At 44.4% G+C, this 14959-nt stretch carries 11 protein-coding genes; 5 read left to right on the top strand and 6 right to left on the bottom strand.

Features of this window, described 5'->3' with window-relative positions; genetic code table 11:
- Positions 1-7: 7 nt before the first annotated feature.
- Both RM049_RS17290 and RM049_RS17285 read right to left on the bottom strand, forming a co-directional pair.
- Complete coding sequence (locus RM049_RS17290; protein ID WP_322700905.1) at positions 8-460, bottom strand: hypothetical protein; 453 nt, start codon at positions 458-460, stop codon at positions 8-10.
- 27 nt (positions 461-487) lie between these two features.
- Positions 488-1348: a pantothenate kinase gene (locus tag RM049_RS17285; RefSeq protein WP_322705048.1), complete on the bottom strand. Its 861-nt coding sequence runs from the start codon at positions 1346-1348 to the stop codon at positions 488-490.
- Positions 1349-1457: 109 nt separating this feature from the next.
- On the opposite strand from RM049_RS17285, the gene RM049_RS17280 reads away from it, so the two are divergent.
- Together RM049_RS17280 and RM049_RS17275 are read left to right on the top strand one after the other, a co-directional pair.
- A complete protein-coding gene (locus RM049_RS17280; protein WP_322705047.1) occupies positions 1458-3182 on the top strand; it encodes a diflavin flavoprotein in 1725 nt (574 codons plus the stop codon).
- 98 nt (positions 3183-3280) lie between these two features.
- Positions 3281-4993: a diflavin flavoprotein gene (locus tag RM049_RS17275; RefSeq protein ID WP_322705055.1), complete on the top strand. Its 1713-nt coding sequence runs from the start codon at positions 3281-3283 to the stop codon at positions 4991-4993.
- A 329-nt stretch (positions 4994-5322) separates the two neighbouring features.
- Here RM049_RS17275 and RM049_RS17270 read toward each other — a convergent pair whose 3' ends face one another.
- The 3 genes from RM049_RS17270 to ribBA form a co-directional block, all read right to left on the bottom strand.
- The gene (locus RM049_RS17270; protein ID WP_322682224.1) at positions 5323-5445 is read right to left on the bottom strand and encodes a hypothetical protein; all 123 of its coding nucleotides are present in this window, start codon (positions 5443-5445) and stop codon (positions 5323-5325) included.
- A 273-nt stretch (positions 5446-5718) separates the two neighbouring features.
- Positions 5719-5943, bottom strand: coding sequence for a hypothetical protein (locus RM049_RS17265; RefSeq protein WP_322705046.1), 225 nt, complete (start codon positions 5941-5943; stop codon positions 5719-5721).
- A gap of 100 nt (positions 5944-6043) precedes the next feature.
- A complete protein-coding gene (gene ribBA, locus RM049_RS17260; RefSeq protein WP_322669815.1) occupies positions 6044-7717 on the bottom strand; it encodes a bifunctional 3,4-dihydroxy-2-butanone-4-phosphate synthase/GTP cyclohydrolase II in 1674 nt (557 codons plus the stop codon).
- 316 nt (positions 7718-8033) lie between these two features.
- On the opposite strand from ribBA, the gene argC reads away from it, so the two are divergent.
- On the top strand, positions 8034-9092 hold the full coding sequence (gene argC, locus RM049_RS17255) for an N-acetyl-gamma-glutamyl-phosphate reductase (protein ID WP_322700899.1): 1059 nt from the start codon (positions 8034-8036) through the stop codon (positions 9090-9092).
- Positions 9093-9173: 81 nt separating this feature from the next.
- On the opposite strand, the gene eno is transcribed toward argC, so the two are convergent.
- A complete protein-coding gene (gene eno, locus RM049_RS17250; RefSeq protein WP_322705045.1) occupies positions 9174-10463 on the bottom strand; it encodes a phosphopyruvate hydratase in 1290 nt (429 codons plus the stop codon).
- Between the two features lie 270 nt (positions 10464-10733).
- Between eno and gloA the strand changes: the two genes are divergently transcribed.
- A complete protein-coding gene (gloA, locus tag RM049_RS17245) occupies positions 10734-11168 on the top strand; it encodes a lactoylglutathione lyase (RefSeq protein ID WP_322687748.1) in 435 nt (144 codons plus the stop codon).
- Between the two features lie 601 nt (positions 11169-11769).
- Positions 11770-14412, top strand: coding sequence for an ATP-dependent chaperone ClpB (clpB, locus tag RM049_RS17240; protein WP_322705044.1), 2643 nt, complete (start codon positions 11770-11772; stop codon positions 14410-14412).
- The last annotated feature ends 547 nt before the right edge of the window (positions 14413-14959 follow it).

Raw genomic sequence — 14959 nt, 5'->3', positions numbered from 1 at the left:
TAAGTTTTTATAGTGATAACTGATTTTGGTTCAAAGCTGTCTCAATCTGTGGGTATGTTTGCTCATCGTATCCAGATTCATCAGCCATCCATTCGTCAACCAGTTTTATTACCTTTTCTAAGGAATCATCCCCTTTTGCTTCCGATTTAGAAAATTGGACAACTTGATATTCATCTAAATTAATGTGTTCTAAGTTTCCTGAGATAATAGCGGATCTGATCTGACCTCTTATACTCGACCCCGGAATCATAGGGGGGAATACAGCTGCGATATCAATGTCTCTCGTTTCACTAGAAACAGACATTGCTCTTTGATAGCTTCCAACACTCAAAATATTGGACGGTGGAGAAGATTTTTCCTCAATCAACGCATCGATTATTGCCCTAAGTTTGAAAAGATCCACTAAAGAAAGGGCAGCAAGTTGTTGCATAATTACATAAAGCGATGATGCTTTGGGCATAACTTCACTATGGATAAACTTCTCTCTTCATTTTATTCCATCTGTTCTATCACCCATTACTATTTCGCGCATTCCCCAAAAAATCAAATTTGTTTCCACAATTAAAGTATCTGCAATTTCAGGATATAAAGCTTGCAAGTAGTTAATCAATAAAGTGCGATCGCCCCCTTTAATTGCAATCTTACCATTAGGAAATAATTGCAACCAGGCTTCAATAAAATCTTTGATTCCAGCTAATACTGTGTAAATTATCCCGCTTTGAATTGCTTCTTTAGTATTGAGAGCAAAACGTGCTGGTAGAGACGGAAAATTTTGCATTTCTACTAATGGTAATTGTCCTGTTTTTTGACCGAGAGTTGCAAATTGCAAGCCTAATCCCGGCAAAATTGCACCTCCAACTAGACACTCATTAGCATCCGCAGCCGTGAAAGTTAGCGCTGTTCCAGCATCAATTACCAACATCGGAAAACCCCAAGTTTTCGCTGCACCCCACAAAGCTAAAGCGCGGTCAATTCCTAGTGTGGTATACACGCCTTTTAGTGGTATTTGGTCTAAGGTAATAACGCGAACATTTGGGTAAGTTTGCCAAATAGCAGTTTGACTGGGAACTACTGAGGCAAGGACAAGAGGGCACGGGGGCAGAGAGACAAAAGCGCAAAGGGGTGGAGTATTTGTGAGAAAATTACTTTGTTGATGGCTTGGAGAAATTGCCAGCAATAAATCATCTAGGGTTTGAAATTCAGTTAGATGTTGTATGACAGACTCAGCAAGATAGTTGGTATCCCAAGCTGAGTAAAGTGTCTCGCCAATAAACAATGCCCAATGCAGCCGCGAATTACCAATTTCCAAGGCTAGCCAAATTTCCTCTCTGTGGCTCTGTGGTTTCACACTTTTAACTTTTTTAAGTCAACTATAGGTTTTTTAATAAAAATTAACATTAAAGCCGTGTAACAATAAAAGAAGAGGAAGAAATACTCATTGTGTCAAGGAGGGAGTTATGGTAGCACTCACAGAAAAAACTGAAAAACGGCTCACCATACAGACTGTAGAGATTGCTCAAGAGACAACGGCTATTCGCTCTTTGGATTGGGATCGCGATCGCTTCGATATTGAGTTTGGTCTGCAAAACGGCACCACTTATAACTCGTTTCTCATTCGCGGGGAGCAGACTGCCTTAGTTGACACCTCCCACGAAAAATTTCGCCAACTATACTTTGATACGCTCACCGGATTAATCAACCCAACAGAAATTGATTATTTAATTATCAGCCACACGGAGCCAGACCATAGCGGTTTAGTTAAAGATTTGCTGCTTATGGCTCCAGAAATAACCGTTGTCGGTTCTAAAGTGGCGATTCAGTTTCTGGAGAATTTGGTACATCAGCCATTTAAACGGCGGATTGTGAAAAATGGCGATCGCTTAGATTTGGGCAATGGGCATGAATTTGAATTCGTGATTGCTCCAAATTTACATTGGCCGGATACCATTTTCAGCTTTGACCACAAAACCAAAATTCTCTACACCTGCGACGCTTTTGGGTTGCACTATTGCTCAGATAGCACCTTTGATGAAAACCTGGCAGCGATCGAAGAAGACTTTCATTACTACTACGATTGCTTGATGGGGCCCAATGCCCGATCGGTTCTATCTGCGCTGAAGCGGATGGCGGAACTGAAAACGATCGACATGATTGCCACAGGGCACGGCCCATTATTATCTCACAATGTAGAAGAACTAGTTGGACGTTACCGCACTTGGAGCCAAAGCCAAACCAAGGCAGAAACAATAATTGGGATATTTTACGTTTCTGAATACGGATATAGCGATCGCCTAGCGCAAGCAATTGCCAACGGTATCGGTAAAACCGGTGTCGCAGTGGAAATTGTCGATTTGGGATCTGAAGTCGATTTACAAGAACTGCGGGAAGTAGTTAGCCGTTGTGCTGGACTAGTTGTTGGATTACCTCCGGCTTCTGGCGCTGCGAATATCCAAGCTGCACTCAGCACAGTTTTAGGATCGACCAAAGAAAAGCAAGCTATCGGCGTATTTGAAACCGGTGGTGGCGATGATGAGCCAATAGATCCTTTGGTGAGTAAATTCCGCAATTTAGGTTTGACAACAGTTTTTCCACCAATTCGGATTAAACAAACGCCTACGGAAAATACCTACAAGTTGTGTGAAGAAGCGGGTACAGACTTAGCTCAATGGGTAACACGCGATCGCAACATCAAAGCGATGAAATCCCTTGGTGCTGACTTAGATAAAGCACTAGGTAGAATCAGCGGTGGGTTATATATTATTACTGCTAAAAAAGGCGATGTATCCAGTGCGATGCTAGCCTCCTGGGTTGCTCAAGCTAGCTTCAAACCGTTGGGATTCTCGATTGCAGTCGCCAAAGATCGGGCAATTGAATCACTCATGCAAGTAGGCGATCGCTTTGTTCTCAACGTTTTAGAAGAAGGCAATTTCCAACCATTAATGAAACACTTTTTGAAACGGTTCGCCCCTGGCGCAGATCGTTTTCAAGGTGTGAGAACTCAGCCAGCCGAAAATGGTGCGCCCATCCTCAACGATGCCCTCGCCTACATGGAGTGTGAAGTCATCAGCAGAATGGATTGCGGCGACCATTGGGGAGTATACAGCACAGTCTACGCCGGAGCAGTTTCTAAACCAGAAAGTTTGACTGCTGTGCATCACCGTAAAGTCGGCAACCATTATTAACAAGGGGAGCAGGGGAGCAGAGGGGCAGGGAGAATAATTAATAAGCAATGCCCAATGCCCCATGCCCCATGCCCCATGCCCCATTCCCCAATAAAGCTATGTCAAAAAACAAACCCCGTGACGTTCAAGTTTTCCCGATTGCGACAGATACGAGAATACTGCGATCGCGCAGTTGGTCAAGGCTGAGATTTGAAATTGAATATGCTCTTGCTAAGGGTACAACTGCTAATTCTTATTTAATTGAAAGTGATAAAACCGCCATTATCGATCCTCCAGGGGAAACCTTTACGCAAATTTATTTAGAAGCTTTGCAACAACGTTTCCATCTTGAAGATTTAGATTATGTAATTTTGGGACACGTAAATCCTAACCGTGCTGCAACTTTAAAAGCTTTATTAAAAATTGCCCCGCAAATCACCTTTGTGTGTTCTAATCCAGGGGCGAGAAATTTACGTGCGGCGTTGGAAAATCAAGATTTGCAAATTCTTGTGATGCGGGGCGAGGAAACTCTAGATTTGGGTAATGGGCATAATTTAGAATTTATTCCCACTCCCAATCCCCGCTATGCCGATCAACTTTGCACCTACGATCCACAAACAGAAATTCTCTACACAGATAAGTTATTTGGGGCGCACGTTTGTGGAGATCAGGTATTTGATGAAGGCTGGGAAGTATATAACGAGGATCGGCGCTATTATTTTGATTGCCTGATGGCTCCCCACGCTCGTCAAGTTGAAACCGCGCTGGATAAACTGGTCGATTTTCCTGTGAGAATGTATGCCACTGGACACGGGCCTTTGGTGCGCTATGGCTTAATCGACCTAACCAAAGCTTATCGGGAATGGAGTCAACAGCAAACATCTGCTGACTTGACAGTAGCGTTAATTTATGCATCAGCTTATGGAAATACAGCCACATTAGCCCAAGCGATCGCTCGTGGGATCACAAAAGCTGGTGTTGCCGTAGAATCGATTAACTGCGAATTTACCGAACCAGAAGAAATCCGAGCGGCTGTCGAAAAAGCGGGTGGTTTCATCATCGGTTCTCCCACTCTCGGCGGTCATGCACCGACACCCGTGCAGACCGCATTAGGGATTGTGCTATCTACCGCTACTAACAATAAACTCGCTGGTGCTTTTGGTTCCTTTGGCTGGAGTGGGGAAGCGATTGATTTAATCGAGAGTAAATTAAAAGATGCTGGCTATCGGTTTGGTTTTGATACCATCCGCGTCAAATTCAAACCCGACGATGCCACCTTACAATTATGCGAAGAAGCTGGAACCGACTTTGCCCAAGCACTGAAGAAAGCGAGAAAAGTGCGATCGCCAAGTCAACCTGCAACAAATGTAGAACAAGCAGTTGGTCGGATTGTCGGTTCTCTTTGCGTTCTCACAGCCAAAGAAGGCGATCGCTCCAGTGCCATGTTAGCTTCTTGGGTATCTCAAGCCAGTTTTAGTCCACCTGGTTTAACCATCGCCGTTGCCAAAGATCGGGCAGTAGAAACACTGACGCATACAGGAAACAAATTTGTCCTCAATATCCTCAAGGAAGGGAATCACCTGGGATTGATGAAGCACTTCCTCAAACCTTTTGGGCCAGGACAAGACCGATTTGCTGATGTCGCCGCCGAAGAAGCTGAAAGCGGTTCTCCTATACTTACGGATGCTCTAGCATATCTCGAATGTTCCGTACAAAACCGGATGGAATCTGGCGACCACTGGCTGGTTTATGCGACTGTCGAGAGTGGCAAATTGTTAGATACTGATGGCGTTACTGCTGTGCATCATCGCAAGTCGGCAACTCATTATTAATTGGGCATGGGGCATGGGGCATGGGGCATGGGGCATTGGTTATTAATTCTTCTCCCTCACTCCCCACTCTTTCACTTCCTCACTCTCTAATCCCCACTCTTCTTTAAAGAACTCAACTCTGGCGTTTTTATCTCGACACTTCGAGTTCCGAACTCGGTGTTTCGTGTTCTGAGGCTCAAGTGTCGAGTTCCGAACTCGGTGTTTCGTGTTCTGAGGTAAACAGTAGAAGTTTGGAGAGCGATCGCTCCAACCAAAACTTCAGCCAACGTCAAAGCCAAAGGGTTTAGCTGCAAGTTTAATCGGTATTGCGAAGACTGACACCCTACCACCTACAGATGAAGAAGTAAAAGCCATGCTAGATGAGTAGTTGGTGCAAAAGTATCTGTAATGCCTGTAATGCGAGTTTTATAATTGAACTTCAGTTCCAAAGCTTCGCCTAATTCGCTACACATTTCTATTTTTTAGTTTTAACCGAGCAGTATTGCTTTCAGATTTGCTCATAAGCAGATAAAAAATCCTCTCTTGAAATACCCGCTTGAGTACAAATGGATCTCAACGTTGAACCTTTAATTTGAGAGTGGTTAGGCATAGTTAGTGGAGTTTTTGTTTCATCTTAGTTTTCTCGCTCCATAACAATATGCTCTCGCTCCTAATAACAGTGAATCCCAGAAATTCCAATGTCTTAATAACTTTAGCTTGAAGTACGTCTACTGGGAATTTAACCATTAAATAGGAACCTCAGCTTCCGCCACAAAAGCTTCTAGGACTGGTGATTCCTCTTCTAAAACCTCTTGACCAAATATCTCTATATGGCAGTGGATAGCAGATTTAACATCAGCTAGTGCTTCTTCATAGCTGTCACCTTCACTAACTACAACCCCCTTGATACCCAAAGGATATGCTACGTAACCGTCATTATGTTTTTCAACAATAATTTTGATTGCTCTCATTGTCTATATAAAAGAACGGCTGAAAAGTTTGGGGGCAATGTAGGACTTACACACATATAAATCCTCTAACTCCTTAAAAAGTTGGCTTTTAGGGTTGTGGCTATTTGCTAAAGCTGTAAATTTGTTGCGTCTCCAAGCGATCGCTAATCGATGAAGGCAGTGTACCATCCGCGAATGTCTGCCGATCTAGTTGGACTTGTAAATTACTCAAAGGATCGCAACCAGAAGAAATCAGAAATTCTAGTTTCTGGATGTAAGGCACTGTTGCTAGGTTATCCAGAATTTGGAAGATTGCCTGTATGTAAGGATGACCACTCTGCTGATACCAATCACAGCTAGCAACTTTTGCCTGATCGAAACCCAAGTGTACAGTTAAAGATGGCTCGTCAAATAAAGCGATCGCTAAGGGGCGCGCTTCTTCCTGCAACAATAGATCGTTACTTCTGGCTAAGTGTCGCAGTTTCTCTAAGCGTTCATAACGTTCGGTTACAGCTTCCGGGTCATCTTGCCAATGGATTGCTACTGTTACTAGATAAGTTTGTAACAGCATGTGACCCAGCTTTTTCGCCTTTGTCGCCAGATAATAGGAATTGTAGTCGTTTGCCTCAATTAACAATGGCACGCGATCGACTACTTCCAGCCCATAACCCTTGACACCTGCAATTTTGCGGGGATTATTGGTGATCAGACGAATCTTTTTGATGCCCAAATCCATGAGCATTTGTGCCCCCATACCGTAGTCTCGCAAGTCAGCAGGAAATCCCAAACGCTCATTTGCTTCTACTGTATCTAGTCCCATATCCTGCAACGAGTAGGCTTTGAGTTTGTTAATCAAGCCAATTCCCCGCCCTTCTTGACGCAGGTATACAACTACACCTTGACCAGCAGACTCAATCATTTTCAGTGCAGCTACAAGCTGCATCCGACAGTCGCAGCGTAAAGAACCCAAAGCGTCACCAGTTAAGCATTCTGAGTGCATCCGTACCATCACTGGCTCATCTTTGAAATTAGCTGGATCGCCCTTGACAATTGCAACGTGTTCTGTATTATCCAGAGTATGGCGATAGGCGTAAATTTCAAACTGACCGAATTGACTAGGCAGCTTGGTAATAACCTCACGATACACTAAGCGATCGTGCTGTAGGCGATAACTGATTAAATCCGCAATGCTAATAATTTTTAAATTGTGACGTTTAGCGTATTCAACTAACTGCTGCAACCGCGCCATTGAACCATCGGAGTTTTGAATTTCACAAATTACCCCCGCCGGGTATAGCCCTGCTAATCTCGCTAAGTCCACAGCCGCTTCCGTATGTCCTGCGCGTTTGAGTACGCCTCCAACCTTAGCTCGAATCGGAAAAATATGACCAGGACGACGCAAATCGGTAGGTTTTGTGGCTGGGTTGAGAGTAACCTGGATAGTTCGGGCGCGGTCTTCTGCTGAAATGCCTGTAGTGACACCTAATTCTGGCCCGGCATCAATACTGACAGTGAAAGCAGTTTGGTTAGTATCTGTAATGTTGCTTACCATCAAGGGTAAGTCTAGCTCGTCTAGGCGATCGCCTGTCATTGCCAAACAAATTAGTCCTCTTGCTTCCACCGCCATAAAATTAATCATGTCGGGTGTGGCAAATTGGGCAGCACAAATTAAGTCGCCTTCATTTTCTCTATTTTCATCATCTACCACTACAATGACGCGACCAGCTTTTAGGTCTGCTAAAGCGGCATCAATCGAATCAAATTTAAAAGCTTGGGTAGGATTAGGCTGTGACACAGAAGATTTCCAGCTATAAACGTAAATTTTTTTAACAATTTCTTCTTTTAGATTGTAGCTCCTTTATAAGGCAGAGAAGTAGACTAGCAATGATTTGATAACGGGGCAAAAATTTTTGCCATTAAATATGGGGATAAAGTGCAGCGATCGCAAAGGATGAAGGGGATGAGGAAGCATAATAATCATTTGTTTGCTCCCCCATCTTCTCAGAACAAAGTAGAGGGGTTTAAGACCTTTTGTGCGCTGCGCCTCTGGTCGCTGATATTGTTGATAGCTGAGAACGAATTAACCATTCATGGGATAAGGATTTCAGATCATGGGCAAATTTAGACGCGTACCCGTTGGGATTGTTGGCGCGTCGGGCTATGGTGGAGTGCAGTTAGTACGACTACTGATGGATCACCCAGAAGTTGAAATGGTTTATTTAGGAGGTGAGACTAGTATCGGGAAATCCTTTGGGGATCTTTACCCGCATCTGGCTCATGCAACTAACCTGCTAATAGAGGCGGTAGAACCAGAAATAATTGCTCACCGCTGTGAAGTAGTTTTCCTGTCTTTACCAAATGGTCTGGCTTGCCAAATCGCACCCAAACTTTTGGAAAAAGGATGTAAAGTACTAGATTTGAGTGCAGACTATCGGTTTAGTAATTTGACAACTTATACCAATTGGTATGGTACGGAGAGAAGCGATCGCACAATTGCAGCGACAGCAGTTTATGGATTACCAGAACTTTATCGCGATCGCATTGCCGAAGCTCAACTTATTGGCTGTCCCGGTTCCTATGCCACTGCTAGTCTTCTTGCACTTTCGCCACTTTTAAAGCAAGGCTTAATCAGACCGGAAACAGCTATTATCGATGCCAAGTCTGGCACATCTAGCAGCGGACGGCAGGCTCAAACCAACTTATTACTAGCTGAAGCCGACAACTCCATAACAGCTTTTAATGTTGGTCGTCACCGTCATACCCCAGAAATTGAGCAAATTTGCAGTGACTTAGCTGGTCACGAACTCATGATTCAATTTACACCGCACCTGATCCCAATGGTACGCGGTATTTTGGCAACGGTATATGCCACAATGAGCGATCCAGGTCTAGTGCGAGATGACTTAATCACAATTTTCTCAGCCTTCTACCGCAACTCTCCTTGGGTAAGAGTCTGCGGTAGCGGCGTTTACCCCCAAACCAAGTGGGCTAACGGCAGCAATCTTTGTTACATCGGTGTAGAAGTTGACCCACGCACGGGTCGCGTAATTGTCATGTCAGCAATTGACAATCTAATTAAAGGACAGGCGGGCCAAGCTATTCAGTGTCTAAACCTGATGATGGGTTGGGATGAAACCTTGGGGTTGCCCAAGTTGGGGTTTTATCCTTGATTGGGGATTGGGTACTGGGGATTGGGTATTGGGAAGAATTCTTGCCCCAGTCCCTAGTCCCCAGTCCCCAGTCCCTAGTCCCTACTTCGGCCCTAACCCCACAGCACCAGCATAAACGGCGCGATCGCCTAGTTCATCTTCAATTCGCAGCAAGCGATTATATTTTGCTACGCGTTCGCTGCGACACAAAGAACCTGTTTTGATTTGACCGGCACGGATTGCTACAGCTAAATCAGCGATCGTTGTGTCTTCTGTTTCACCAGAACGATGGCTAATTACTGAACGGATACTGTTGCGAGTTGCCAAATCAATCGTTTCCAAGGTTTCGGTGAGAGAACCAATTTGATTGAGTTTAATCAAAATGGCATTAGCGGCTTTTTCCTGGATGCCTCTTTGCAAGCGAGTAACGTTAGTTACAAATAAATCATCCCCTACCAACTGCACCCGCGAACCTAACTTCTGGGTTAGCAATTGCCAACTTTGCCAATCTTCTTCGTGTAAACCATCCTCAATTGACACAATTGGGTATTGGTCAACTAGTTGTCCTAAATAATCAATAAATTCAGCCGGGGCGTGAGGTTTACCATCGTAAACATACTGACCATTCTTGTAAAATTCGCTAGCCGCCACATCCAACGCCAAAGCGACTTGTTCCCCTGGTTTGTAACCAGCTTTCTGAATGGCAGCAACCAGTAATTCCAAAGCCACCTGATTAGATTCTAGGTTAGGGGCAAAGCCGCCTTCATCGCCGACACCAGTAAGCAAACCCTTCTCATCTAATACTTGACTGAGGGTAGCAAACACCTCTGCACCCCAGCGCAATGCTTCCCGGAAGGAAGTTGCGCCAATTGGGACAATCATAAACTCTTGAAAATCCACGTTATTTGAGGCGTGTGCGCCACCGTTAATCACGTTCATCAACGGCACTGGGAGCAAATTCGCTAAAGGGCCACCCAAATAGCGATATAGAGGAATTTCTAGAGACTCAGCACCAGCTTTAGCAGCTGCTAAGGAAACCCCCAAAATTGCATTAGCCCCCAAATTAGATTTGTTAGCAGAACCATCTATCGCAATCATTGTGCGGTCTAGCAGTTCTTGATTGAGGACATCCAAGCCTAACAATTTTGGCGCAAGTGCTTCCTTGACGTTTTGTACTGCCTTGAGTACGCCTTTGCCCCCGTAACGGCTTTTATCGCCATCACGCAGTTCGTGGGCTTCAAAAGTGCCAGTAGAGGCACCGCTGGGAACCTGCGCCAGTCCGACAACACCGTTTGCTAAATGCACTTCGGCTTCAATTGTTGGTCTACCGCGTGAATCAAGAATTTCACGGGCTGCGATCGCCTCAATGGCGGTATCTAGAAATTTACTCATCTGTACTTTATCCTTTATTCGAGTGTGTTACGCATCCAGTCCAGTTGCCTAACCCAATCGCTAGCATAGGTGGTTAAGAGACTTTCTCGGCTGAGATTAAAGAAGATTTCCATTATCAAGGATAGGGAGCAATGCCCAGAATGGGTAATTGTTTATTCTGTCCTCTCGGCTTTTAATTCTTTCTGTGACAGCATTTTTACCTTAAGACTTTGAGCTAGGTAAAATGTTTGCAGAGAATAACACTAAATCAATTACAGAGAAAAGGTCAATATGCGATTACTACACACAATGCTGCGGGTGGGCAACCTTGAAGAATCTTTAAAGTTCTACTGTGAAATTCTCAAAATGAAACTGCTGCGCCGAAAAGATTATCCAGGCGGAGAATTTACCCTGGCTTTTGTTGGCTATGGCGACGAAAGCGACAACTCGGTAATCGAACTAACCTACAACTGGGGTGTAGAAAAGTACGAATTAGGTAATGCTTACGGTCACATTGCCCTTGGCGTTGATGATATTTACGCTACGTGTGAAGAAATTCGCACTCAGGGCGGTAAAGTCGTGCGCGAACCAGGGGCAATGAAACATGGTTCGACGGTAATTGCTTTTGTGGAAGATCCTGATGGGTATAAAATTGAACTGATTCAACTGGGAACTCAAGGTTCGGCAGTCAAACAAGAATCACTTGAGCAACTTGTAAGTCAATAATTCGATCGGGGATTTCCAAAAAATTAATTATCCAGTAGAGTGGAATGTCATTTATCTAAGCTGGATTCAGATCCCCGACTTCTTTAAGGAGTCGGGAATCTGGGCAGCAATTTGTGCTTAAGAGCGATCGGAAAATCTACACAGATGTCTTAAAAAGTGGAGCTAGAAAAAGATTGATTCTTCTGGCACACTGTCATCTGGTGTCAGTAAACACAGAAGACGCGCTAGAGTTTTCCCTTTTTGGGCGGGTTAGGGGATCTCCTCTACGTAAATCCTATTAGTATTTCCCCAATACTGTCCTTGATGAGCAATATTAATAGCGAAGTCAAATAGCCAGTCGTAGACATCGCTCCAATAACACCATTGGGGAAAGTCTGCTCATAACAGTGTTTTCGTTTTAAATTAGGAAATAGGCAATGGATTAAACTATCATCAATTGCCAATCCAAAATTGCCACCGGAGATACACGCGGATATCCGCCCAGAATGTTTGGATAATTATCTGGGTATTAAGGAGTAGGGTTACAACCACTCTCAACTCCCTACTCCCTTTAATAATCCCCAATCCTTAAACTAAAAATTCAAATTCTAAAATTCTAAAGATGCAACCTACAGATCCAAATAAATTTACTGATAAAGCCTGGGAAGCAATTGTTAAATCTCAGGATATAGTCCGTGCTTATCAACAACAGCAACTAGATGTTGAACATTTAATTATTGCCCTGTTAGAAGAACCCACTAGTCTAGCAATACGTATCCTAGCTCGATCTGAGGTCGATCCAATCCGCTTGCAGCAGCAGCTAGAAGCTTTTACCCAACGCCAGCCCAAAGTTGGTAAAAGCGATCAGCTTTACCTTAGCCGCAATTTAGATATTTTACTAGACCGAGCCGAGGAAGCTAGAGCCAGGATGAAAGATTCCTACATTTCCGTGGAACACATACTTTTGGCCTTTGCTGAAGACGATCGCATTGGACGAAAGATGCTCAAAGGCTTTAATGCGGATGCACCTAAACTTGAAGCTACAATCAAAACTATTCGCGGTAGCCAAAAGGTAACAGATCAAACCCCAGAATCCCGCTATGAAGCCTTACAAAAATTTGGCAGAGATTTGACAGAACAGGCAAAAGCGGGAAAACTCGACCCAGTAATTGGGCGGGATGACGAAATTCGACGGGTAATTCAAGTATTGTCTCGTCGTAGCAAAAACAACCCTGTATTAATTGGTGAACCTGGGGTAGGTAAAACTGCGATCGCCGAAGCATTAGCACAACGGATGGTAAACGGTGATGTTCCTGAATCTCTGAAAAACCGCCAACTCATCTCTTTAGACATCGGTAGTTTAATTGCTGGGGCAAAATTGCGAGGAGAATTTGAAGAACGCCTGAAAGCTGTCCTCAAAGAAGTTACGGAATCTAACGGTCAAATTGTCTTGTTTATTGACGAACTACATACCGTAGTCGGTACAGGTTCTAGCCAACAAGGGGCAATGGATGCGGGAAATCTGCTCAAACCAATGCTGGCGCGGGGAGAACTGCGTTGTATTGGCGCAACTACCCTTGACGAATTCCGCAAACACATTGAGAAAGACGCTGCCCTAGAACGCCGCTTTCAGCAAGTATTTGTCGATCAGCCAAGTGTGGAAAATACTATTTCGATTCTGCGGGGGTTGAAAGAACGCTATGAAGTGCATCACAACGTCAAAATTTCTGATTCGGCTTTGGTAGCAGCAGCAACCTTGTCAGCACGTTATATTAGCGATCGCTTCTTACCAGATAAAGCTATTGATTTGGTGGATGAAGCAGCAGCACAGTTGAAAATGGAGATTACCTCCAAACCAGCCGAATTGGAAACCATCGATCGCCGCCTAATGCAATTAGAAATGGAAAAGCTATCATTAGCTGGCGAAGAAAAGGGTACTCTCCAAACAAAAGAACGTTTGCAGCGAATTGAGCAAGAAATCGCCAATTTGACGGAAAAACAGCAAACATTTAATGAGCAATGGCAAGGTGAAAAGCAGATATTGGAGGCGATAAGCGCCTTAAAGAAAGAAGAAGATGCGCTGCGAGTGCAAATTGAACAGGCGGAACGCGCCTACGATCTAAATAAAGCTGCTCAATTAAAGTATGGCAAATTGGAGGGAGTGCAGCACGAGCGTGAAGCTAAAGAAGCGAGCCTTTTAGAAATTCAAAACCAAGGTTCCACGTTGCTGCGAGAACAAGTCACCGAAGCCGACATTGCCGAAATCGTCGCCAAGTGGACAGGAATCCCCGTCAATCGCTTGTTGGAATCGGAACGACAAAAATTACTGCAATTAGAAAGTCATTTGCATCAACGAGTCATTGGGCAAGAAGAGGCTGTAGAAGCAGTAGCAGCCGCAATTCGCCGCGCCCGTGCGGGGATGAAAGATCCCTCTCGTCCCATTGGTTCATTTTTGTTCATGGGCCCCACAGGTGTGGGTAAAACCGAACTCGCCCGTGCTTTAGCTCAGTTTCTCTTTGATTCTGATGATGCATTGGTGCGCTTGGATATGTCTGAGTATATGGAAAAACACTCAGTTTCTCGCTTAGTGGGTGCGCCTCCAGGATACATAGGATATGAAGAAGGCGGTCAACTTTCCGAGGCGATTCGCCGCCGTCCTTATTCAGTGGTGCTGTTGGATGAAGTAGAAAAGGCGCACCCCGATGTGTTCAACATTTTATTGCAGGTGTTGGATGATGGGAGAGTTACTGACTCTCAAGGAAGGACGGTAGATTTTCGTAACACCGTCATTGTGATGACCAGTAACATTGGTAGCGAACATATTTTGGATATATCTGGTGATGATTCCAAGTATGAAACAATGCAAAAGCGGGTAATGGATGCTTTGCGATCGCATTTCCGCCCAGAATTTCTTAACCGCCTTGATGATATTATTCTCTTCCATGCCCTCAGTCGCACGGAAATGCGGCATATCATCCGCATTCAACTCAAACGGGTAGAAAATCTCCTGCGCGAGCAAAAAATCTTCTTTGAGATATCCCAATCAGCCTGCGATCACCTTGTCGAATCAGGCTATGACCCAGTTTACGGTGCCCGCCCACTCAAACGGGCAATTCAGCGAGAAGTAGAAAACCCCCTTGCCACCAAGTTATTGGAAAATACTTTTATCTCTGGAGACACGATTATCATCGACAAAAATGAAAATGGTCTGTCTTTTAGCAAAAAAGTGCTAGTGAAGGTGTCAGTACCACAAATTGCGACATAGCACCTAGCGTCTCCCCTTCACTCAACGGGACGTAGCCAAAGGGCTGTAGGGAGAAGACCAAACTGGCTTGGATAAACGGCGTTGCAGAGAAAGCGGGATGATTTTGGTAGTTTTGTGGGATGGGCCGAAAAGCCCGTCCCTTGTGTTTCAGGGCGCTCGTGTCGCCCACCCTACAAGAATCATCCCTTGATTCAGCAACGCCGGATACACAAACAAAATCTAAGAATAATTGAGGGTTTGAAACCCACGGATGTGAGTAAACCTCGTATAGTTGCGGTTTCTAACCATCCTTTTAACATTAATGTAACTGCGTGTTGCATCTATGATGCCTAGTAGCTTCTGCCACAGGGTACTAATTTTGCGTACCTTGTGGCAGAAGCTTGCTTGTCTTTAAAGGTGGTAGTGGGATTTACGCCAAGGTGTACTAATGAGTAATTAGTAATTAATCAAAGCAATGTGAACAACAAGATTCCCGACTTTTCAATTAAAGAAGTCGGGAATCTAAGCCGCACATCCGATCATTTTGCCCCTAATTGATATCTTTCCT

The organism is Nostoc sp. DedQUE04 (assembly GCF_034530995.1).
GTDB lineage: Bacteria > Cyanobacteriota > Cyanobacteriia > Cyanobacteriales > Nostocaceae > Nostoc.
The sequence above is the reverse complement of the archived record's forward strand: the minus strand, read 5'-3'. Positions and strand labels throughout refer to the sequence as shown.

Excerpts from the sequence above, each read along its gene's own strand:
- gloA (WP_322687748.1), top strand. The coding sequence starts at position 10,734 with ATGCGATTACTACACACAATGCTGCGGGTGGGCAACCTTGAAGAATCT.
- RM049_RS17280 (WP_322705047.1), top strand. The coding sequence starts at position 1,458 with ATGGTAGCACTCACAGAAAAAACTGAAAAACGGCTCACCATACAGACT.
- clpB (WP_322705044.1), top strand. The coding sequence starts at position 11,770 with ATGCAACCTACAGATCCAAATAAATTTACTGATAAAGCCTGGGAAGCA.
- RM049_RS17275 (WP_322705055.1), top strand. The coding sequence starts at position 3,281 with ATGTCAAAAAACAAACCCCGTGACGTTCAAGTTTTCCCGATTGCGACA.
- RM049_RS17265 (WP_322705046.1), bottom strand. The coding sequence starts at position 5,943 with ATGAGAGCAATCAAAATTATTGTTGAAAAACATAATGACGGTTACGTA.
- eno (WP_322705045.1), bottom strand. The coding sequence starts at position 10,463 with ATGAGTAAATTTCTAGATACCGCCATTGAGGCGATCGCAGCCCGTGAA.
- argC (WP_322700899.1), top strand. The coding sequence starts at position 8,034 with ATGGGCAAATTTAGACGCGTACCCGTTGGGATTGTTGGCGCGTCGGGC.
- RM049_RS17290 (WP_322700905.1), bottom strand. The coding sequence starts at position 460 with ATGCCCAAAGCATCATCGCTTTATGTAATTATGCAACAACTTGCTGCC.
- RM049_RS17270 (WP_322682224.1), bottom strand. The coding sequence starts at position 5,445 with ATGTGTAGCGAATTAGGCGAAGCTTTGGAACTGAAGTTCAATTATAAA.